The sequence below is a fragment of the Desulfocurvus sp. genome, assembly GCF_023230885.1.
GTDB lineage: Bacteria > Desulfobacterota > Desulfovibrionia > Desulfovibrionales > Desulfovibrionaceae > Desulfocurvus.
The window spans coordinates 1-21,590 of the sequence record NZ_JALNWM010000010.1; the positions used below are offsets into that span (position 1 = coordinate 1).

Genomic DNA, 21,590 nt, shown 5'->3' on the forward strand with positions numbered 1-21,590 from the left:
GTACACGGTGGCCTGGCCGATGGACTTGTCCTGCGCCTTGACCTTGTTGTAAAGGTCCTCGGACGCAAGATGGCCGTCCTCGGCCAGGAACACATCCAGGATGAGCCGCCGCTGGGGCGTCATCTTGAGGTTCTTCCTGGTCAGGAAGTCGGTGAAAACGGCCTGTGGCTCCTTCATGGCCCCTCTCTTGCTGGCGTGACGTTTTTGGCAGTTTTTGGCATTTATTCAGTCCCGCGCCATTCTGTCAAGGTGAACCCCCCGGGAGGCATCATGTCCCCTTTGCCCCGCATCATCGACATCACCCTGCCCATCGGCCCGGCGACCCCGCCCTGGCCCGGCGATCCGGGCCTGACCGTGGGCGCGGCGCACACCTTCGCCTCCTCGGGCTGGCATACCTCCGTCCTGACCCTGAGCGCCCACACGGGCACCCATGTGGACGCCCCGGGGCACATGCTGCCCGACGGCGCCCGGCTGGACGCCTTCGGCCTGGAGCGCTTCGTCCTGCCTGCGGTGGTGGCGGAAGCGGGGCCGGGCCCCCTGGTGGGGGCGGACGCGGTGCGCCGCAGCGGCGTCCGCCCCGGCGAGGCCCTGCTGCTGCGCACGGACAACTCCGCGCGCGGCCTGGCCGACGCCTCGGGGGCCATGCGCACCGACTTCACGGCCCTGTCCCCCGGGGCCGCCCGGGCCGTCGTGGACGCCGGGGCCTCCCTGCTCGGTATCGACGGTCCCTCGGCGGACCCGTACGGCGCCGCCGTCCCCGCGCATACGCTCCTCATGGGCGCGGGGGTGCTCATCGTCGAGAGCCTGGCCCTGGCCCTGGCGCCGTTGGGGCGCCACCTGCTGGTCTGCCTGCCCCTGCGCCTGCCCGGGGTGGAGGCCAGCCCCGTGCGCGCCGTGCTGCTGGAGGGGGCCGCGGGCTGACGCGCGCCCTGCGCGGCGGCGCGGCCCGCGCCGTGGCCGCCGGATGAAAAGGCCCGCGCGCACCCTGTGCGCGCGGGCCTCGCGTCGCGCGTCGGCCGGGCCGGTTGGCTAGAGGACCCGGGTCACGCTGAAGCCCAGGCCCGAAGCCTCGATGGCCTCTGCCGATCCCAGGACCACCACCTGCCCTCCGGCCAGGGCCGCGTCCATGCGCTCGCCCAGGGCCCGGAAATCCGCCGCGCTGGCGCCAAGCAGCTCCTCGCGCATGGCCTGGCGGCGCTCGTCCGTGTCGCCCGTCAGTTCGCGCAGCAGGGCGGTGAGGCCCTGGGCGTCGGGCAGCAGGTGGGCGTCCACGTCGCCCACGGCGCCGATGACGGCCTTGGCCAGCTCGTCGGCGGACAGGTCCAGGGCCTTGAAGAAGGCGCCCGTGCCGTCGAAGGCCGCCAGGGTGCCCGCCAGGGCCGGGTCGCGGTATGAGGCGAAGGCCAGGGACCCCGCGAAGCGGTCCAGCACGCAGAAGGCCCCGTAGGCCCCGCCGCGCACGCGGACCTTCTCCCACAGGTAGCCCATGCGCGCGTACTTCACCGCCGCGAGGTCCGCGCCGTGGAAGCTCCAGCCCGTGCCCCGCAGGTCCACGATCTTGCCCACATAGTTCACCCGCGCCGGGATGGCCAGGCCCTCGCGTTCGGGCAGGGGCTCCGGGCTCCAGGCCGCCGCCGGGGCCGCCCCCGCGGGCAGGGCGGCGGCGAAGTCCGCCAGGGGGCCCTCGATGGCCGCCAGGTCCGCCGCGTCGCCGGTGACGTTGAGCACCATGTTGCCCGCGCGCGCCAGCAGCCCGCGCAGTTCCTCCAGCCGCGCCAGCACCCCGGGCCAGTCGGCGTCGATTTCCGCGGCCAGGGCGCGCACGGCGCCCAGGGCCTCCAGCCCGCCCATGCGCTCGGCGGCCCAGCCCGCAAGGCTGGCCCGGGCCCGCAGCCGCGAGAGGACCACAGCGTGCCCCGAGGGCACCAGGGACTGCTCCATGCGCGCCTTTTCCTCGCCGACCATGAGCCGGAAGCGCTCGCGGTCGTCGAAGCGGGCGTCCAGCAGCACGTCGCGCAGGATGTCCAGCATCTCCGGAGCGTTGGCCGCAGTGGCCTTGCCGTGCAGGAACAGCCGGGCCACGGGCGCGGCGGCGTCCAGGGCCGTGGAGGTGAAGACCTCCGAGCCCATGCCGCCGGTCTTGCGCGCGATGCGCATGGACAGTTCGGCGAAGTCCTCGCGCGTGGTGCCCATCTCGAACAGCGCGCGCCCGAAGAGCGGCACCAGGGGCAGCAGCCGCTGGGGCACGCAGGTCAGGTCCAGCCCGGCGTCGAGGTAGACGATGCCCCGGGCCGGGATGTCGTGCAGCCGGGTCATGGCCGCGGCGGTGGCCCCGGGGCGCGAGGGAATGACCGCGCCGCGCGCGGGGATGTCGGACAGCTCCAGGCGCGGGATGGCGGCCAGGGCCTCGGGGCTGTCGGGGGTTTCCTGGAGCCGGGCCAGCTCGCGGGCCCGGGCCATGACCCCGGCCCGGGCGGCCTCGTCCATGTCGGCCAGTTCGGCCGCCAGTCCGGCGGCCTCGTCGGCCTCGCGGGCGGCCGCCAGCCCGGGGTCGGGCCGCAGAACCACCGTCACCCGGTGCGGGTTGCCCAGCAGGTGGGTGCGGATGAGCTCCTGGAACACAGGCTCGCCCGCGTCAAGGCGCGCCTTGAGGGCCGCCAGCGGCGCCTCGAAGGCCAGCGGCTCGAAGGGGTCGGCGTCGTAGAGCCAGTTGGTCAGGCTGGACAGCATCATGGACAGCCCGCGCGGGAAGCGCCCGGTGTTGTTCTCGCGCAGGTCGAACTCCACGGTGTTCAGCGCGGCCTCGACCATGTCCCGGGTGGGGCCCCCGGCGGCCAGGCGTTCCAGGGTTTCCAGCACCAGGGCCTGCACGGCGGCCTCGTCGCGCAGCTCCACGCCCCGCAGGCCGATGGAGAAGTACATCTGGCGCAGTTCCGTCTCCAGGCCCGTGCCCGCGAGATCCTCGCCCAGGCCCGACTCCATGAGCGCGCGGCGCAGGGGCGACGACGGCAGGCCGGTGAGCAGCTCTTCGAGTACCTCCAGGGCCAGGGCCAGGGGCCGGTCGGTGACCTCGGGCAGCAGCCAGTTGAGCACCACCATGCCGCTGGGGTCGTCTCCGGCGTCGAAGGGCTTCTCCACCCGGCGCGGGGCCGCCAGGGGCGCCTGGGCGGGCACCCGGGAGTCCACTTCCCGGGGGCCGAACTCGTCCAGGAAGGCGCCCAGCACCCGCAGCCGTTCGGCCTCGGGGTCGTCGCCGTAGAACCAGAAGCGGGCGTTGGCCGGGTGGTAGTAGGTTTCGTGGAAGGCCTTGAATGCCTCGTAGGTCAGCGCGGGGATGACCTCGGGGTCGCCGCCCGAGTCCAGGCCGTAGGGCGTGTCGGGGAACAGGGCCTGCTGGCAGGCCTCGTGCAGCACGCCGTCGGGCGAGGAGTAGGCGCCCTTCATCTCGTTGTAGACCACGCCCTTGCGCGTGAGCGGCCCCTGGGGGTCGTCCAGCTCGTGGTGCCAGCCCTCCTGGCGGAAGATGTCCTCGGTGATCAGGGGGTGGAAGACCGCGTCCAGGTACACGTCCACCAGGTTGCGGAAGTCCGCGAGGTTGGTGCTGGCCACGGGGTAGCAGGTCTTGTCCGGATAGGTGAAGGCGTTGAGGAAGGTTTGCAGGGAGCCCTTGAGCAGCTCCACGAAGGGCTCCTTCACCGGATAGCGCCGCGAGCCGCACAGCACCGAGTGCTCCAGGATATGGGCCACGCCCGTGGAGTCGGCGGGCGGGGTGCGCAGGGTCACGCCGAAGACCTTGTTCTCGTCGGGGCAGGCCACGGACGCGAGCTGGGCGCCGGTCTTGTCGTGGCGGTACAGGCGGGCCGTGCAGCCCGCCTCGGGAATCTCCTGCTCGCGCAGCAGCGTGAATCCGTACATGGTGTCCATCCGTCCTCCGGTTGGTTGAATGCGTGGCGTCGGCCAGGGTCCGGTTGTACATGAGCCCGCCCCGGAAATGAACCCCCGCGCGGGGGGGCGGGGCGGGCGGCCCGGGCGGGAAAATTCCTGCCCCCGGCGGCCTTGGGTGCGGGGCGGCGGGCATCCTCGCGTACCCTTGACCGCGCGGCGGTCCGGCGGCCTTGGGCGCGGGGGCGGAGCGTCTTTTCGGGGCCCGCGCTTGCGTCGGACCACGCGCCGGGGTACTATATGAAATCCGGTATACCCCCGGAAAGGAGGGACGCAATGGCCGATACCACGACCCGGCTCCGCGGGCCTTCGGCGTTTTGGGCGGGCGCGCGCCGCGCCCTGGCAGCTGCCCTGGCCCTGCTGGCCGCAGTCCTGCCGGCTGCCACTCCTGCGGCGGCCAGGGACCAGCCCTACGCGGGCAAACGCATCCTGTGGGTCGACTCCTACGCCCCGGGCTTCGCCTGGACCGACGGCATCGTGCGCGGCGTGCGGGAGGTCCTCGACGGCACGGGCGTCACCCTGCATGTGGTCCACATGGACACCAAGCGCGACACCTCCCCCGAGTTCGCCCGCCAGGCCGGGCTGCGCGCCAAGGCCGAGATGGACGCCCTGGGCCCCCATGTGGTCATGGCCTCGGACGACAACGCCCAGCGGCATTTCGTGGTGCCCTTCCTGCGGGGCGGCCGGACGCCGGTGGTCTTCTGCGGCGTGAACTGGGACGCCTCGCCCTACGGCTATCCGGCGCCCAACGTCACGGGCATGGTCGAGGTCGGCCTGCTGCGCGAGGCCCTCGACGTGATGCGCCCCTTCGCCAGGGGCCCCCGGGTGGCCGTCATCGCCGCCGACACCGTGAGCGAGCGCTCCAACCTGGAGGTCTACGCGGCCCGGGGCCTTGCGCGCGGCTGGGCGACCTTCCTGCTGCACGATTTCGCCGAGTTCCCCGCCGCCTTCCGGCAGGCCCAGGAGCAGGCCGACATGATCCTGCTGGGCGGCAACGGCGGCATCGCGAACTGGGACGACGCCCGGGCCAGGGAATTCCTGGCCGCCCACACCGCCGTGCCCACGGGCAGCCTGGACGCCTACCTCGCGCCGTACAGCGTGTTCACCTTCTCCAAGGTGCCCGAGGAACAGGGCCGCTGGATGGCCGCCACGGCCCTGCGCCTGCTCGACGGCGAAAGCCCGGCGGACATCCCCATGACGGAGAACCGCCGCGTGAACCTCATCGTCAACCTCGAGCTGGCCCGGGCGGCGGGGCTGGTGCTGCCCCTGTCCCTGTTGCGCACGGCGACCGTCCTGGGCCGGGACGCCCCGTGACCCTGCGCAGCCGCGTCCGCCTGGCCGGACTGGCCCTGGCCGCGGCCATCGCCCTGGCCACCACCGCAGCGGCCGTGCTGACCATCGACAGCCTGGCCCTGGACCTGAACCACAGGCTGCTGGCCTCCGAGCTGACGGCCTGCGTCCGGCAGGTGGACCAGGCCAGGGCCGTGCTGGAGGCCACCGGACTGGCCGGGGTGCGCGAGTATGTGGAGCGCGCCAAGGCCGACCTGGTGGCCGAGTTTCGCGCCGAGGCCCCCACGCGCTTCGGGCAGCTGACGGTGCTGACCCTGGAGGGCCGCGCCGTGCTGCACGACGCCTCGGACCGGCAGGCGCCCCTGGCCCCGGGCTGCCTGGAAAAGATGCTGGCAGACGCCCAGGGTTCGCAGGAGTGCCTGCTCGACGGGCGGCGCCGCGTGGCCCATTTCAGGGCCCTGCCGCAGTGGGGCTGGCTGCTGCTGGCCTCGGTGGACCATGACGAGATGTACGCTACGCGCAACGCCTTTCTGGTCCGCGCCGGGGGCATCTTTCTGGCGGCTTCCCTGCTGGGCTGGCTGGTGTTCGTGCGCCTGTCGCGTTCGGTGGTCGGGCCGGTCCTGCGGCTGTCCGCGGCGGCGCGGGCCGTGGGCGAGGGCAGGTGGGACAGCGTGCCCCCGCCCTCGGCCCGGTCCGACGAACTCGGGCACCTGGAGCGCAGCTTCGCGGACATGGCCGCCAGCCTGCGCGACGCCACCCGGGAGCTGGAGGAGCGCGCCGGGTCCCTGCACGCGGCCAACGAGCGCCTGAGCGCCGAGGTGGCCGAGCGGGTGCGCGCCCAGCGCGAGCTGCAAAAGGCCCGCGACGCCTTCGGGGCCATCCTCGACTCCATGCCCTCGGTGGTCATCGGCGTGGACCGCCAATGCCGCGTGACCCACTGGAACCGCACCGCCGCCGAAACCACCGGCATCACGGCGGCCCAGGCCGTGTCCCTCCCGGTGGATCAGGCCCTGCCCCGGCTGGGCCGCCACCTGGACGCCATGCGCGCCGCCATGACCGAAGGACGCCCGAGGCGGTTGGACAAGCAGGGTTTCCGCCAGGACAACCAGCCCTTCCAGGAGGATATTCTCATCTTTCCCCTGCGGGGCGACGGGGCCGTGGGCGCGGTGATCCGCCTGGACGATGTCACCGCGCGGGTGCGCATGGAGGAGTTGATGGTCCAGACCGAGAAGATGATGTCCGTGGGCGGGCTGGCGGCGGGCATGGCCCATGAGCTGAACAACCCCCTGGCCGGGGTGCTCACCGGGACCCAGAACCTCCAGCGCCGCCTGGACCCGGGCCTGGAGATGAACCGCGAGGCCCTGGCCCGGGCGGGCTGTCCGCCCGAGGGCCTTCGGGCCTACCTCGACCTGCGCAAGGTCGACAAGATCGTCGAATCCATCCGCGAGGCCGGGCAACGCGCGGCGGAGATCATCCGCAACATGCTCGACTTCTCGCGCGGCTCGGCGGGCAGCAGGCGCCCCGTGGACCTGGCCGGTGCCCTGGACCGCAGCCTCGTGTTGGCGGGCAACGAGTACGACCTGACGAAAAGTTACGATTTCAAGAAGATACGCATCGTGCGCGACTATGAGCCCGGTGTGCCCCCGGCGCCCTGCGTGGGCTCGGAGATCGAGCAGGTGCTTCTGAACCTGCTGCGTAATTCGGCCCAGGCCATGAGCGCCGCCGACATGGGCGACAGGCCCCCGACCCTGACCCTGCGCCTGCGCCGCGAGGCCGAGCACGCGGTGATCGAGTTGGGCGACAACGGCCCGGGAATTCCCGAGGCCGCGCGCAGGCGCATCTTCGAGCCCTTCTTCACCACCAAGGCGCCGGGCGTGGGCACGGGGCTCGGGCTGTCGGTGTCCTACTTCATCATCACCGAGAACCACCGCGGGACCATCGAGGTGCATAGCGAGCCCGGCCAGGGCACGCTCTTTCGCATCCGCCTGCCCCTGCGTCCCGAGATCTACGAGCCCTAGGCCGGGCCTGTGGCGGCGCGCGTGGCGCTGCGCTCCTCCCCTTGCGCAAAGGCGCGCGGGCCGCGCCGGGGGTTCCGGCGCGGCCCGCGAGGCCATTCCCGCCCGAGGGGCAGGACGCGCAGGTGCGGAGTTATGGGAGAGTGTCCGCTCGGACCTGAATTATTTCAGGAATAACTCAGCGTTACAGGACAAACCACCCCTGTCCCGGCTGGGGTGGAGTGTGAACAACGTCTTGCAACTCCACGCTCAGGCGCTGTGGTCCAGCATGGAGGCGCCGTCGAGCATGGACAGGGCCGCGCCCATCTCGCGGGCGAAGCGGTCGCGCACGGCCTGCTGCACGCGCGTGTTCGACGAGCCGAAGCGGTCCGCGCGCAGGGCGTAGACCTCGCGGATCAGCCCGCGTTCGAAATCCGGCCCCTGGGCCATGCCGCCCAGGGCCTGCATCGCGGCGGAGAAGATGCGCGCCGATCCGCTGGCGCCGTGCTGCACGGCGGTGCTCCACAGCACCTGGGCCAGGGCCTGGTGCCGGGCCGAGAGGTCCACCCCGGTCCGGTCGGCGATCTTGCGCAGGGCGGGCAGGTAGTGCGTCTTGGCGATGAAGTCGTGCTGGAGCCGGGCGAAGCGCTCGGAATCCTCTGCGGCCACGGCCTTCCAGGCGTCGGGCATGGCGCCGGTGCGTCCGCCGGTGTTGGCCGGGCCCGCCTGGCGCAGGCGTCCGGCGATGTCCGGCGCGGCCTGGTCGAGGTAGTCCAGGAAGCGGTCGAACGTCCCGGCGCGCGAGGATATCTGGTAGCTGCCGTAGGAGGTGCCGCCCACGCGGTCGTAGCCCACCGCGCCCGCCTCCCCGCCGGACTCGAAGCGCGCCGAGAGCAGCCCGAGGATGTCCACCCCCGATGCTCCGGACGCCTTCCCGGCGCCCTGGGCGGCGGCCCTGCCGTAAGCCTGGCGGGCCCGGGCCGCCTGCGCGGCGCCGGTGGCCCCGGCGTCCTGCGGGGCCGGGGCCGCCGGGCCGCCCACGCGAACGCCCGCAGCCGCCCCGTCCGGCCCGCCCGGAGCGGAGGCTCCCGCCCGCCGCAGGCCGTCGAGGGGCTTCGCGTCGGTCGCGCCCCACGGCCCCGGCGCCTGGGCCGCCCCGGCCCCCTGGCCCACGGGCGAAAGCCCCGCGGCGCCCAGGGCGCGGATCAGCCCCTGCACGCCGCCTGCGCCCGGCAGCCCGGCCCCGGGCAGGAACGAGAATCCCGATCCCGGGTCGGCCTGGCCGCCGTCCAGGGCGTCCAGCAGGGCGTGCATCTCGGAGAGGCCCTGGGCGTCGGCCGCGCCGTCGCCGCCCTCCATGAGGGCCATGAACTGCGAACCCATGGACGCCCGGGACATCTGGTCCAGGGCCTGGGTGCCGCCGCTGGCCAGCGCCTCGCGCAGGGCCCCGGCGAAACGCAGGCCCGCGCCGGGCAGGGCCTGGGCTCCGGCGCCCGGCAGCCCGAGGCCGACGCCCCTGGCGCCGGAGCGCTCCAGGAGGTCGCGGGCGCCCGTCACGGGCTGGGTGAAAAGCAGGGGGTTCACGGCCATGTGCGTCATGTCTCCGCCAGGGTTGCGGCGTCGGGTTTTCGACACGAAACCGGGCGCCGCAGGGGGGCGAGCAAGAAGCGTGCCCCGCCCGCAAGGCGCGCGACGCAAAGCATTTGCCCTTTTTCCCGCCTTGCTTATACTGGCCCCAACCCGCAACCCCAGCCAGGGAGGTCACCCCGGATGCTCAACCGTGACGAGGCTCTGGAGCTGGTCAAGGCTCAGGGCCCCGAGCCGCACCTGATCAACCACGCCATACAGACCGAGGCCATCATGCGCGCCCTGGCCCTGCGCCTGGGCCACGACCCCGAGCTGTGGGGTGTGACCGGCCTGCTGCACGACCTGGACTACCCCGCCACCCGGGACAATCCCGCGCGCCACGGCCTGGAGGGCGCGGCCATGCTGGCCGGGCGGATGCCCGACGACGCCCTGCAGGCCATCGCGGCCCATAACGAGGAGTATACCGGCGTGGCGGCGGCCAATCCCTTCGACTTCGCCCTGCGCGCGGCGGAGACGGCCACCGGGCTCATCAGCGCCGCGGCCCTGGTCCGGCCCACGCGCATGGAGGGCATGGCGCCCAAGGGGCTGAAGAAGAAGATGAAGGACAAGGCGTTCGCCGCCGCGGTCAACCGCGAGCGCATCCGCGAGTGCGAGCGCCTGGGCATGACCCTGGACGACTTCTTCCTGCTGGCCATCCCGGCCGTGGCCCAGGTGGCCGGGGAAACGGGGCTGGCCTGAGCCCGCCCGCCGGAGACGCGCCATGACGCCGACACCCGCCCCCCGGGGGCTGGCCGCCCTGCGCGGCCTGGCCCCGCGCGCCGCGAGCTGGGCGGCCACGGTCGGCCACGGCTTTGTGGCCGACCAGTGCCTGCTGTGGGCCTCGGCCCTGGCCTTCACCACGGCCCTGTCCCTGGTGCCGCTGCTGGCCGTGGCCTTTTCCATCTCCAAGGGCTTCGGCATCCAGAACTCGGACTTCATCCGCGACCTGCTCATGCAGGTCACCGCCGGGCGCGAGGAGACCGTGGCCGCCATCGTCGGCTACATCAACAACACCAACGTCGGCACCCTGGGCGCCGTGGGCGTGGGCCTGCTCTTTCTCACCGTGATCTCCCTGCTGGGCAGCGTGGAGAAATCCCTGAACCACATCTGGGGCATCAAGTCCCAGCGTACCCCGTGGCGCAAGTTCTCGGACTACCTGACGGTCATCCTGGTCTGCCCGCTGCTTATCCTCATCGCCATCAGCGCCACGGCCTCGCTGGAGAGCTCCACCGTGGTCCGCACGCTGCTGGAGGTCTCGGTGCTGCACGCCCTGTGGCTGGGCGTGCTCAAGGCCCTGCCCTACGTCAGCACCTGGCTGGCGCTCCTGTTCGTGTACGTCTTCATCCCCAATACCCGCGTGCGCCTGGGCTCGGCGGCGGCGGGGGCCGTGCTGGCGGGCAGCCTGTGGCAGGCCGTGCAGTGGGCCTACATCACCTACCAGGCATCCTTTCGCAACTACAACGCCATCTACGGCAGCTTCGCCCAGGTGCCGCTGCTGCTCATCTGGCTGTTCGTCAGCTGGGCCATCGTGCTCCTGGGCGCGGAGATCAGCTTTGCCGTGCAGAACAGCGGCACCTACCGCCGCGAGTCGACCCTGGACGGCTACAGCCACGACGACCGCCAGAAGCTGGCGGCCCTGGCCCTGGCCCTGGTGACCCGCGTGTTCATGGAGGGCGGCCCGCGCCTGGGCAACGCGGAACTGGCCCGCCTGCTGGACGCCCCGGTGCGCCTGGTGGGCGACGTGATGCACATGCTGGCCCGGGCGGGCATCGTGGTGCCCGTGGCCGACCCCGACGCCGGGGACGCGGCCTATACCCTGGCCCGCCCGCCGGATTCCGTGCGCATGGTGGACGTGATGACGGCCCTGTCGCGCTACCGGCAGGACACCGGCCCCCGGGCCCTGGCGCCCCGGCTGGAGGCGCTGGAGCCGGTCTTCGGCGGGCTGCTCGGCGCCGCCCAGGGCAGCCCGCACAACATGACCTTGGCCCACTTCGCCCGGCACTGCGCCGAGCAGGGCACCTGCCCCGACCCGCACCCCGGGGCCCGGGCCGCGCACCGCGGCGATGGAAGCGCCGATGCCTGAGAACAGCCACCGCTTCTTTCGCAACGCCGCCTGCGCCTATTTCCCCTGCCACGCGGTGGACGACGACGCGGACTTCAACTGCCTGTTCTGCTTCTGCCCGCTCTACTGGCTGGAGGATTGCGGCGGCAGCCCGGCCTTTCGCGGCGGCGTGAAGGACTGCACCGGCTGCACCCTGCCCCATCGGCCCGGGGGCTACGACACGGTGCTGGCCCGCCTGCGCCGCGAGTTCGCCCGCCGCGCGGCCGCAGGCCCGGCCCCGCCGGACGGGGCGCCGGACGCGCGGGACTAGACGACCGAAGCCATACACGACGACATCGACCCGGGGCCCGGCCCCGGCCCGGAGGAAATCCGTGAACACGCACCACACCCCGACCCCGAAAGCCCCCGGAGGCGGCGCCGCCAAGGCCCTGGCAGTGCTGCTTGTGCTGGCCGGGGCGGCCCTGGCGGCCTACTTTTTCCTGGCCCAGGACAAGGGCGCCCAGCCTCCCGCCCCCGCCGGGGAGCAGCTCGAGGAGCACTCCGCCGTGCCCGAACCCGCGCTGCCGCCCTCGGCGCCCGAGCCCCTGCCCGCCGCGCCGCCCCAGGCCGCCGCGCCCGTGCCGCCCGACCCGGGCCCCGCGCCCACGCCCTCGGTGACCATGCAGGCCGCCGCCCCGCGCACCGACAAGGTCCTGACCCTGGACTTCATCGAGGACCTGGCCGCCTACCTCGCCGGGGCCTACCAGCCCGGGGGCAGCGACGGGAACCAGGGCTCCTCGGGCCTGACCACGGTCACCTTCCGCAAGCTGAACATGCGCTACGGCGTGGAGCTGCGCGGCCTGGACGTGGACCGCGACAACCCGCCCGCGGGCCGCAGGCAGGCCCTGGACCACCTCATGTCGCCCATCGTGCTGCGCCTGGCCTACGACCTGCTGGCCCAGGACCTGCTGGACGCCCTGGCCCGGGCCGGGGCCGCCCAGACCCGCGTCTTCGCCGTGCCCGGCGGCAGCCAGGAGCGGCCCCTGGCCCCGGCGCAGCTGCGCGAGATGTTCGACATCTATGCCGCGCAGGTGCGCGACACGGGCCGGACCTTCCAGGCCTTCGCCAGCCGCGAGGACCTGGTGCGGCTCATGGACCGCTATTTCCAGGTCATGCGCACGGTGAACGCCTCCTACGCCCGCTATGCGGACCTGGAGGCCGCCGGGGCGGCGGAAGGGGAGCTGGACGCCCTGTCCCTGGAGATCAAATCGGCCATCAACGAGCGCGAGGCCCTGCGCCGCGAGCTTCTGCGCGGCGCCCGCCCCGCCGGGGGGTCGGGTCTGGCCGACGCCGATGTGCTGGACATCGCGGCCTGGGTTGCGCGCAGGCTGGCTGCGGACCCCGAGGCCATCAACGCCGTGGGCGCCCTGGCCTCCCTCTGCCGGGAGCTGGCCGAGACCATGCAGCGCTACGAACCCACCGCGCGCGACTAGGTCCGCCCGTCCCAAGAACGCCGAAGGGCCGGGAGGCATGCGCCTCCCGGCCCTTCGCGCATGGCGCGGGCCGCGCCCTCAGGCCAGGGGCAGGGTCACCGACAGGGACGCCTGGGCGCCGATGCGCGCCAGGTCGCGGGTGGCCACGATGCGGCACCACACGTCCACCAGCCGCCCGTCCCACTGCTGGCCCGCGCCCTGGCGCAGGATGGCCGCGGCCTCCTGGGGGCTGCGCGCGGCCTGGTAGGCGCGGCTGGAGGTCATGGCCTCGTAGCCGTCCACCACGCTGACGATGCGCGCCAGGAAGGGAATGGCGTCGCCGGCCAGCCCGTCGGGGTAGCCCTGGCCGTTGTACCATTCGTGGTGGTGGTAGACGATGGGCAGGACGCCCTGCAGGGAGCGCAGGTCGGCCAGGATGTCGCGGCCCAGGACGGGGTGCTGCTTCATGACCTCGAACTCCGCCGCGCTCAGCGGGCCGGGCTTGTTGAGGATGCGGTCGGGCACGCCGATCTTGCCCACGTCGTGCAGCACCCCGGCGAAGGAGAGCAGCTCCAGGTCTGCGGGGCCGAGGCCCACCTCGCGGCCGAGCATGGCCGCATAGGCGCCCACGCGTTCGGAATGGCCCTTGGTGTATACGTCCTTGGCCTCCACCGAGCGCACATGGGAGGTGATGATCTCCAGGTTCATGTCCTGGAGGCGGCATTGCACGGCAACGTTGTCCAGGGCCGAGGCCGCGTGGGCCGCGAACACGGACAGGAGCTGCAACGCGGGCAGGGAGTAGGGCCCGGCGGCGTGGTCGCGCAGTACCAGGGCCATGCCCAGCAGGCGCTGGCCGTCCAGGACCGGGGCGAGCATGGCCGACACCGCGCCCTGGCCCTCGCCATGCACGGGCAGGGACTCGAACAGCCGGGGGCTGCGCCGGTCCATGAGCCGGGTGGCCACGGAGGAGAACCAGTCGCGCACGCGGCGGTTGTCGCGCAGCAGGGGGCCCCAGTGCACGTCGCGGCCCAGGTCGGCGCGCGCGCCGTCGGCGAAGAACAGGCTCATGGCGTCGGGGTGGAACGCCTCGCGCAGCTGGACCAGGAATTCCTTGACCACCGAGCGCACGTCGCGCTGGCGGCGCAGGGCCTGGGTGAAGTCCAGGACGAGGTCCAGCCCCTGGGGGTCGGGGGTGGCGGGCTTGCGCGGGGACGCTCCCCGGGCGGCGTGGCGCATCTCGCGCTCGCGCAGGACCTTGGCCACCTTGTCTTGCAGGTCGCGGATGCCGAAGGGCTTGAGCAGGTAGTCGGCGGCGCCGAGCTGGATGCAGCGCACGGCGCTTTCCACCGAGCCGTAGCCCGTGAGGAAGATGACCTCGGCGTCGCAGCCCCGGGCGCGCATTTCTTCGAGCATCTCCTGGCCGCCCAGGCGGGGCATGCGCAGGTCGGTGACCACGAGGTCCACCCCGCCCTGGTCCAGGACATCCAGCGCCTGGGCGCCGTTGCCCGCGGTCTTCACCGCGCAGCCAAGGCCCATCAGGGCCTCGCGGTTGACTTCGAGCAGCGCGGCCTCGTCGTCAACGAGCAGGATGGTCTTGTCGTGCATCGGGTCTCCGGCGTCCGTGCGTGCGGGGCGGGCCCCGGCGGGGCGGGGCCGCGCGGCGGCCAGGGGCGCCGCATCCGGGTTGTGTAATCCACTTCCGCGCGCCTTGTCCAGCCGGGGCCCGGGAAACGTTCCCGCCCCCCAGAGGCTTTGCTTTTTGAGGCCAAGTGGCGTATGCAGGCCCCAAACGGCGGACTCTCATCCCATCAAGCAAGGACGCGCGATGCATACCGAACCCGACGCCGGGGCCCACCCCGGGGCCAAAGAGATCGTCCGGCACATCGAGCAGCTGCCCGCGCCGCCCGCCGTGGCGGGCAGGATACTCGCCCTGATCGCCAGCCAGGACGCCGACTTCGACGACGTGGCCCGGCTCATCGAGACCGACCCCTCCCTGACCCTCAAGGTTCTGCGCATGGCCAACAGCCTGGCCTACGGCTACCGGGGCCGCATCGAGAACCTGGACCAGGCCGTGCGCACCCTGGGCTTCGAGACCCTGCGCAACGCGCTGCTCTCGGTGCTCATCCGCGACAGCCTTTTCGGCGGCGACATCCGTGGCGGCGACCCGCTCCTGACCCACCTGTGGAAGCATTCCCTGGCCTGCGCCGTGGCCGCCCAGATGCTGGCCGAGGCGGCCATGCCCGAGGCCCGGGGCGCGGCCTTCACCGCCGGGCTGGTCCACGACTGCGGGCAGATGGTCCTGCTTGCGGCCCAGCCGGAGCGCTACGAGCCCCTGGTGGAACGCTGCCGCGCGGGCGAGGGGCCCCTGCTGGCCCTGGAGGCCCCCGGCCCGGAGCACACCCTGGTGGGCAAATGGCTGCTGGTGCGCTGGGACATGCCGCGCACCCTGGTGGACGTGGCCTGGCTGCACCACCAGTCCCCCGAGGCCCTGGCCGGGCTGGGCCCCGACGGGCGCCTGCCCGCCCTGGTCTCCCTGGCCGACCTGCTGGCTCATGAGGTCATGTGCGATGCGCCGGGCGACCCGGAAACGGATCTGGCGGCCCTGGCCGCCCTGGTGGGCATCCCCGTGCCCGCCCTGGGGCAGGTCAAGGCGCGCATCGGCGAAGCCTACGCCCAGCGCGCCGCCGCCTTCGACCTGGACGGCGACGCGGCGGAATTCTATTTCGAGGCCCTGCAACGGGCCAACACCCGCCTGGGCGCCATCAACGCCGACCTGGACGACCAGCGCCGCCGCCTGCGCCGGGCCAACCGCGTGCTCGCCGCCGTGACCGCCGCCGGGCGGGACATGGCCCGCGCCCAGAGCCCCCGGGCCGTGCTCGATACCCTGGCCGCGGTGTTCCCCGCGCGCCTGGGAGCCCCGCGCGGCTTCGCCTACCGCGTGGACTCCGGGGCCGGATTCCTGGAGGGCCTGGCCTGGGCCGACGGCGCCGTGCAGCCCTTCCGCTGCGGGCTGGGCAAGGACCTGGCCCCGGCCTTGGCCGCCGGGCCCGACGCCCCCCCGCAGGAGCTGCGCGGGCTGCTGGCCGGCTACCTCACGCGCATCCCTGGCGAGGCGCCCGACGAGGCCTCGCGCCTGCTGGCCGTGCCGCCGTGGCTGACCCTGCCGCTGCTGGCCGACGGCGGGTTCCTGGGCGAGGTCGGCTTCATGCCCGGCGACGCGCGCTCCATGCGCCTGCCCGCCGAGGAGCGCGCCGGGTTCGCCCAGCTGGCCGACCTGGCCAGCGCGGCCCTGAACCGCCTGGAGCTGCACGAGCGCCTGGAGGAGCGGGCCGAGCGCCTGTCCTCGGCACTGGGGCGGCTGCGGCGCATGAATCACAAGCTGCTCCAGGCCGAGCGGCTGGCCGCCGTGGGCCAGCTGGCCGCCGGGGCCGCCCACGAGATCAACAACCCCCTGGCAATCATCTACGCCCGGGCCCAGCTGCTGGAGCTGCGCGCCTGCGACGAGAAGACCCGCGCGGACTTCCGGCAGATGATGGCCCAGATCGAGCGCATCACCACCATCCTGACCAGCCTGATGGACTTCGCCCGCCCGGCCCCGCCGCGCATGGACCCCGTGGACCTGAACGAGGTGGCCCGGCGGGCCGTGGCCCTGGTGTCCAGCTCCCTGGGCCGCGAGGAGCTCGACCTCGTCTGCGAACTGCACGACGACCTGCCCGCCGTCACGGGCGACAGCGCCCAGCTCGAACAGGTGGTGCTCAACCTGCTGATCAACGCCGAGCACGCCGTGGCCGACCGGCCCCGGCCCCGCGAGCGCGGGCACATCGCCGTGGCCAGCGGCGTGCAGGGGCAAAATGCCTTCCTGACCATCGCCGACAACGGGGTGGGCATCCCGGCGGAGAACCTGAACAAGATCTTCGACCCCTTCTTCACCACCAAGGAGCAGGGCCGGGGCACGGGCCTGGGGCTGTCCACGTCCTACGGCATCATGCAGGCCCACGGCGGGGAGATCCGCTTCCACAGCGTGCCCGGCAAGGGCACCCAGGTCACGGTGCTGCTGCCCCTGTCCTGCCCGGCCCCGCGCCACGCGCCCGCCGGGCCCGCGGCCCGGCCCGAGCGCGATACCGTACTGGTGGTGGACGACGAGCGCCATATCCGCGATATCCTGCGCGAATCCCTGGAGGCCCGGGGCTACGCCGTGCGCACCGCCGAGGACGGCGAACAGGCCCTGGTGCTCCTGGAGCGCGAACGCTTCAGCCTGCTGCTGGTGGACGTGCGCATGCCCCTGCGCGGGGGGCTGTCGCTGCTGGAGCGCGCGCGAGAGCGCATCGGCTCCACCCCGGTCATCGTGCTCACGGGCATGGCCGGGCCCGAGGAGATCGACAAGGCCCTGCATCTGGGCGTGTTCCGCTGCGTGCGCAAGCCCTTCCAGATCGACGCCCTGCTGGACGACATCGCCGCCGCCCTCGGGCGCGACCCCGGAGCAGACGCACCATGAGAATAGTCCCCCTTTCCCCCGGGCAGCCGCCCACCCGCGTGGTCTGCGTGGCCAGCGGCAAGGGCGGCGTGGGCAAGACCAGCCTGTCCACGGGGCTGGCCTTCGCCCTGGCCGCGCGCGGCAACCGCGTCTGCCTGCTCGACGCCGACCTGGGCCTGGCCAATGTGGACATCCTGCTCGGGGTCAACCCCGAGAAGACCCTGGAGGACGTGCTGTTCGGCGGCACGGCCCTGGCCGAGGCCATCGTCTCCGTGGCCCCGGGGGTGGACCTGGTGTCGGGCGCGTCGGGCGTGCCCCGGCTGGCCGAGCTGACCCGCGCCGAGCGCATGCGCCTGGCGGCGGAGTTCGCCGCCCTGGACGGCTACGACTATCTCGTGGTGGACAACTCGCCGGGCATAAGCGCCCAGGTGGTGTCGCTGTGCCTGTCGGCGCGCGACCTGGTGGTGGTGGCCACGCCCGACGTGACGGCCGTCACCGACGCCTACGCCCTGATCAAGGTGCTTTCGCGCGCCGGGCTGTGGTGGAATCCGTTCATCTGCGTGAACCGCGCGCGCGGCAGGCAGCAGGCCCGGCTGGTGTTCGAGAAGCTGCGCTCCACGGCGGGGCGGCACCTGGGGCTCAACTGCCGCTACCTGGGCTGCCTGCTGGAGGACGAGGCCGTGCCCCTGGCCGCCAGCCTGCGGCGGCCCGTGGCCGAAGCCGCGCCGCGCTCGGGCGCCGCCCGCGACCTGGCGGCCCTGGCCCAGGCCCTGGACGAGGCCGAAACCCCCGGGCGGCGGCGCGACGTGAGCCCGCTGCGTTTCCTGGACGGCTCCATCATGCGCCTGAAGCAGGAGCGCGGGGCCCTGGCGGGCATCGCCCGGACCGCCGAGCGCTTCCAGCGCGAGCTGGCGGCCGGTGCCTCCGGGGGCGGCGCGGGGCCCGACGTGCGCGACCGGGCCCGGCTGCTGGAGGGGCTGGCCCGCCTGGGCCGGGGGCTCGACCGCCTGGAGCGCCTGAACGCCGTGGGCCCCCAGGGCGACCGGGCCCGGCTCGCGGCGGCCATGCGCGCCGAGCTGGCGGCCATGCGCGCCCTGCTGGCTCCCGGCGCCGCCTGCGGCCCGGAAGGCCGCGCGCCCGCACCGGTGCCCCCGGCGCCGCCCCGGCGGCCCCGGAGCCTGGATTCCCCCGCGCCCGGGCGCGACCCTGGCGACGAGACTCTGCCCGGCATGCGCGCGGCCCTGGCCGCCCTGGCCGAGGCGGCCGCCCCCGCCGGAGCGCGACCCCAGGGCCCCGGGACGCCCCCGGCCCAGGCCCGGAGCGCGCCCCCTGCGGGAAGCCCGCGCGGCCGGGCCCTGCTGGTCTGCCCGCCCTCGCCCATGCGCGAGGTGCTGGCCGAGGTGCTCAGCGAAGCCGGGCTGCAACCCGAACCCGTGCATCCCCGCGCCCTGAACGGCGGGGACCATTTCGCGGGCTACCGCCTGGGGCTGATCTGCTGGGACGCCCCGGCCCGCGACCTGGAACGCGTGGTGGCCCGGGCGGGCGACACGCCCGTGCTCATGCTGCGCGGTTTCCGCCGCGCGCCCGAGCAGGAGCCCGACCTGAGCGGCCTGCCCGTGACCGTGCTCTACAAGCCCTTCCAGGTTCAGGCGCTGCACAGCGCCATCCGCAAGGCCGCCGGAACCCCGGGCTAGCTGTCCGCGCCCCGCGCGGACGCCCTGCCGCCCGCCCCGGTGCTGGTTCTGCCCCATCGGGGCAGGCCGCGCGGCCGCCTTGCGCGCCGGTTTCGCAAGGGTGCGGGGGCGCTGCCGCCGGGGCCTCCGGGCTTGCGCCCGCCCGCGGACCGAAGCGGCCGCACCCCCCGGGGGGCGCGGCCGCTTCGGTTTTGTGCCCGGGCCGCCGGGAGGGCGGGGGCGTCGGCCCGGCGGGCAGGCCGCGTCCTAGGAGCCCTCGGAGCAGGTCTTGGCCGACTCGGGCAGCACGCGCGGCAGGCGGATGGTGAAGGTCGAGCCCTGGCCGGGCTCGGAATCCACGCTGATGGCCCCGCCGTGCTGGCGGATGGTCTTGTCGGAGACGAACAGGCCCAGGCCCGTGCCCTTGCAGCCCTTGGACGAGAAGAACAGAGTGAACATGCGCTCGCGGGTTTCGCGGTCGATGCCCGTGCCGTTGTCGGCCACGGTGAAGGTCAGGGCCGTTTCGTCGGCGCGCACGCCGAAGGTCACGGCGTGCCGGGGCTTGGCGGTGTCGTCCTGGCAGGCGTCCACGGCGTTTTCCAGCAGGTTGACCAGGGCGGCGCTGAGCATGGTTGCGTCGGCCTCGAAGCTGCCCAGGTCGCCGGGGGGCAGGCTGCGCACGAAGGCCACGCCGCCCTTCTGGGCCTTGGGCTCAACCAGCCGGGCCACGCTCTCGAAGAAGGCCCCCAGGTCCGTGGCGGCCCAGTTCAGCTCGCGGTGCTTGGCGTAGTGCAGCATTTGCAGGACCATGGAGCGGATGCGGCTGACCATGTCCTTGACGGTGGCCCAGCCGGACTCCACGCGCCCGGGGTCGTCGTTCCTGAAGCCCGACTCCACGCGGTAGACCCCGCCGTCCAGGGCGGTGAGCATGCCCTTGATGCCGTGGGACATGGAGCCGATCATCAGGCCCAGGGAGGCCAGGTGGTCCTGGAGCTCGCGCAGCTGGGTGATGTCCGTGGCCATTTCCATGACCTCGGTGATGGCCCCGGAGGCGTCGCGGATGGGCGCCGTCCAGAGCAGCACGTTGTAGGGCTTGCCCGTGCGCGAGGTGACCACGGTTTCCCACTGGTGGCTCTGGCCGGTCTCGAAGGTCCGGGCCACGGGGCATTTGTCGCAGGGTTCGTCGCGGTGGGCGTAGACGGCGTGGCAGCGCACGCCCTCGCCCGGGGAGCCGAAGTGCTCCTTGAAGAGCCGGTTGGCGGCGGTGATGCGGAACTGGCGGTCCTGTACGGAAATGAAGCAGGGCGCCTCGTCGAAGAGGAGCTGATACTGGGCGCGGGTGGCGCGCAGCTCCTCCTGGAGGCGGCTGATGGCCGTCAGGTCGGCGGTGATTTCCAGGACCAGCTCGACCTCGCCGTCGCCGCCGCGAATGGGCGCGGTGTGCACCAGGACGGGTACGCGCTCGCCCAGGACGGTGCGCACGGACGCCTCCATGCGCTGCCCGGCGCCGGAGCGGAAGGTGCGGCCCACGGGGCAGTCGCGCGGCTCCACGTCGGCGTATGCCTCCCAGCTGCCGCGCCCGGTCATCTCGCCCAGGCGCGCGCGGTAGAGGGCGTTGGTGGAGACGACCTCCATGTACTGGTTGTGGATGGAAATGAAGCAGGGCAGGTCCGAGAGGGTGGCGGCGCTGTCCTCGATGTCCCCGGCGATGTCGCGGATGGCCCCGGAGAGGCTTTCCACCACCTGGCCCACGGCGGCCTGGCGTTCGAGCTGGACGATGCGCTGGCTCTTCTCCTCCACCAGGCGTTCCAGGTTCTCGGTGTGGCGGCGCAGCTCCGCGCGCATGGCGATCTTTTCCTGCACGCGGGCCAGGGCCATTTCCAGGACTTCGTTGTTGATGGGCTTGGTCACGAAGTCGGCGGCCTGGAACTTGAGGCTCTTGATGGCCAGGTCCATGTCCGCGTGGCCGGAGATCATGACGACCTCCGTGTCGGGGCTTTGCTCCTTGATGCGCCGCAGCAGCGCGATGCCGTCCATGCCGGGCATCTTGATGTCCGTGAGCACGATGGGCGGCCGCTGGGCGGCGAATATCTCCAGGGCCTGGCGGCCGTCGGCGGCGGTGAGCACCTCGTAGCCCAGGTCGGCCAGGGAGATGCCCAAAAAGGTGCGGATGCCGTCCTCGTCGTCAACCAGAAGCAGCTTGGTGCCCATGTTCCCGCCCGCGGTGGTGAGCGGGGCGCGGCGGTGGGTTGCGGGCCGCCGCGCCCCGGACGTTGCTAGCCGATGGTGTCCTTGACGATGCCCAGCACCTGGGCCGGGTCGAAGGGCTTGTTGATGGTGGCCACGGCCTTCTTGATGGCCAGGTGGATACCCGACAGGCCGCTGATGACGATGACCGGGGTCTCCTTGAACTCGGGCATCTGGGTCATCTTGCGGTAGAAGCGCGGGCCCCATTCCTTGGGCATCTCCAGGTCCAGGGTCACCAGGTCGGGCCTTTCGGTTTCCAGCATCTTCAGGGCCTGGTCCCCGTCGTGGGCCGAGCAGGTCTCGTAGCCGCTGTCCTTGAAGAGCGTGACGAGGTAGTCAACGATGTCGCGGTCGTCGTCCACAACCATGATCTTCTTGGCCATTGCTGTTCCTCCGTGTGTGCCGGGGTTTTGGGCGCGGCCCGGCCGGGGGCCGGGTCCGCTCGCGGGCGTATGGTGGTTGCGCTAGCGGCCCAGGACGGAGCCCACGATGCCCAGCAGCTCGTCGGGATCGAAGGGCTTGGTCAGGGCGGCCACGGCCTTGGGAATGGCGTACTTGTTTCCGGCCAGCCCGCTGACCACCACCACCGGAATCCGCTTGAGCTCCGGGTCCTGGGCCAGCTTGCGGTAGAAGCGCGGGCCCCACTCCTCGGGCATTTCGATGTCCAGGGTGATGAGGTCGGGGCGTTCGGCCTTCACGAGCTCCAGGGCCTTGGCGCCGTCGGAGGCGGCGCAGGTCTGGTAGCCGTTGTCGGTGAAGATGTCGGTCAGGTATGTGACGATGTTCGGGTCATCGTCCACGATCATGATCTTGGCCATGTCGGGTCTCCCT

General features: G+C 72.9%; 16 protein-coding genes. 9 read left to right on the forward strand and 7 right to left on the reverse strand.

From position 1 onward, the window contains the following. Positions 1 to 177, reverse strand: a 177-nt coding sequence (locus M0P34_RS01435) for a transcriptional repressor (protein WP_291495626.1), incomplete at its 3' end; no start/stop codon positions are given. Positions 178 to 270: 93 nt separating this feature from the next. Here M0P34_RS01435 and M0P34_RS01440 point away from each other — a divergent pair. Beyond that, positions 271 to 921 (forward strand): cyclase family protein, encoded by a 651-nt coding sequence (locus tag M0P34_RS01440; protein WP_291495579.1) that lies wholly within the window; start codon positions 271 to 273, stop codon positions 919 to 921. 108 nt (positions 922 to 1,029) lie between these two features. Here M0P34_RS01440 and M0P34_RS01445 read toward each other — a convergent pair whose 3' ends face one another. Then, positions 1,030 to 3,924, reverse strand: a complete 2,895-nt coding sequence (locus tag M0P34_RS01445; protein ID WP_291495581.1) for an insulinase family protein — start codon at positions 3,922 to 3,924, stop codon at positions 1,030 to 1,032. 294 nt (positions 3,925 to 4,218) lie between these two features. Between M0P34_RS01445 and M0P34_RS01450 the strand changes: the two genes are divergently transcribed. After that, a complete protein-coding gene (locus M0P34_RS01450; protein WP_291495583.1) occupies positions 4,219 to 5,256 on the forward strand; it encodes a hypothetical protein in 1,038 nt (345 codons plus the stop codon). Continuing rightward, on the forward strand, positions 5,253 to 7,250 hold the full coding sequence (locus tag M0P34_RS01455; RefSeq protein WP_291495585.1) for an ATP-binding protein: 1,998 nt from the start codon (positions 5,253 to 5,255) through the stop codon (positions 7,248 to 7,250). The genes M0P34_RS01450 and M0P34_RS01455 overlap by 4 nt, the downstream gene beginning before the upstream one ends. Positions 7,251 to 7,496: 246 nt before the next feature. On the opposite strand, the gene M0P34_RS01460 is transcribed toward M0P34_RS01455, so the two are convergent. Then, positions 7,497 to 8,825 (reverse strand): hypothetical protein, encoded by a 1,329-nt coding sequence (locus M0P34_RS01460; RefSeq protein ID WP_291495587.1) that lies wholly within the window; start codon positions 8,823 to 8,825, stop codon positions 7,497 to 7,499. Positions 8,826 to 8,996: 171 nt separating this feature from the next. Here M0P34_RS01460 and M0P34_RS01465 point away from each other — a divergent pair, with 171 nt between their 5' ends. From M0P34_RS01465 to M0P34_RS01480, 4 genes are all read left to right on the forward strand, one after another. Then, positions 8,997 to 9,551, forward strand: a complete 555-nt coding sequence (locus M0P34_RS01465) for an HD domain-containing protein (RefSeq protein WP_291495589.1) — start codon at positions 8,997 to 8,999, stop codon at positions 9,549 to 9,551. A gap of 22 nt (positions 9,552 to 9,573) precedes the next feature. Next, entirely contained in the window at positions 9,574 to 10,935 is a 1,362-nt protein-coding gene (locus tag M0P34_RS01470; protein WP_291495592.1) for a YhjD/YihY/BrkB family envelope integrity protein, read from the forward strand. After that, positions 10,928 to 11,224 carry a cysteine-rich small domain-containing protein gene (locus M0P34_RS01475; protein WP_291495594.1) on the forward strand — a complete coding sequence of 99 codons (297 nt, stop codon included), beginning with the start codon at positions 10,928 to 10,930 and terminating at the stop codon, positions 11,222 to 11,224. Before M0P34_RS01470 ends, M0P34_RS01475 begins: the two co-directional genes overlap by 8 nt. 61 nt (positions 11,225 to 11,285) lie before the next feature. Continuing rightward, complete coding sequence (locus tag M0P34_RS01480) at positions 11,286 to 12,386, forward strand: hypothetical protein (RefSeq protein WP_291495596.1); 1,101 nt, start codon at positions 11,286 to 11,288, stop codon at positions 12,384 to 12,386. 78 nt (positions 12,387 to 12,464) lie between these two features. On the opposite strand, the gene M0P34_RS01485 is transcribed toward M0P34_RS01480, so the two are convergent. Then, entirely contained in the window at positions 12,465 to 13,970 is a 1,506-nt protein-coding gene (locus tag M0P34_RS01485; RefSeq protein ID WP_291495598.1) for an HD domain-containing protein, read from the reverse strand. Positions 13,971 to 14,190: 220 nt separating this feature from the next. Here M0P34_RS01485 and M0P34_RS01490 point away from each other — a divergent pair, with 220 nt between their 5' ends. Then, the gene (locus M0P34_RS01490; RefSeq protein ID WP_291495600.1) at positions 14,191 to 16,860 is read left to right on the forward strand and encodes an HDOD domain-containing protein; all 2,670 of its coding nucleotides are present in this window, start codon (positions 14,191 to 14,193) and stop codon (positions 16,858 to 16,860) included. Further along, positions 16,857 to 18,533: a MinD/ParA family protein gene (locus M0P34_RS01495; protein WP_291495603.1), complete on the forward strand. Its 1,677-nt coding sequence runs from the start codon at positions 16,857 to 16,859 to the stop codon at positions 18,531 to 18,533. Before M0P34_RS01490 ends, M0P34_RS01495 begins: the two co-directional genes overlap by 4 nt. Before the next feature lie 246 nt (positions 18,534 to 18,779). Here the strand turns inward: M0P34_RS01495 and M0P34_RS01500 are convergent, their stop codons facing one another. The 3 genes from M0P34_RS01500 to divK (M0P34_RS01510) all read right to left on the reverse strand — a co-directional run bounded on the left by M0P34_RS01500 (position 18,780) and on the right by divK (M0P34_RS01510) (position 21,577). Beyond that, positions 18,780 to 20,723 (reverse strand): response regulator, encoded by a 1,944-nt coding sequence (locus M0P34_RS01500; protein ID WP_291495608.1) that lies wholly within the window; start codon positions 20,721 to 20,723, stop codon positions 18,780 to 18,782. Between the two features lie 65 nt (positions 20,724 to 20,788). Beyond that, positions 20,789 to 21,142 (reverse strand): DVU0259 family response regulator domain-containing protein, encoded by a 354-nt coding sequence (gene divK, locus M0P34_RS01505; protein WP_291495610.1) that lies wholly within the window; start codon positions 21,140 to 21,142, stop codon positions 20,789 to 20,791. A gap of 81 nt (positions 21,143 to 21,223) precedes the next feature. Beyond that, a complete protein-coding gene (gene divK / locus M0P34_RS01510; protein ID WP_291495612.1) occupies positions 21,224 to 21,577 on the reverse strand; it encodes a DVU0259 family response regulator domain-containing protein in 354 nt (117 codons plus the stop codon). Positions 21,578 to 21,590: the final 13 nt, after the last annotated feature.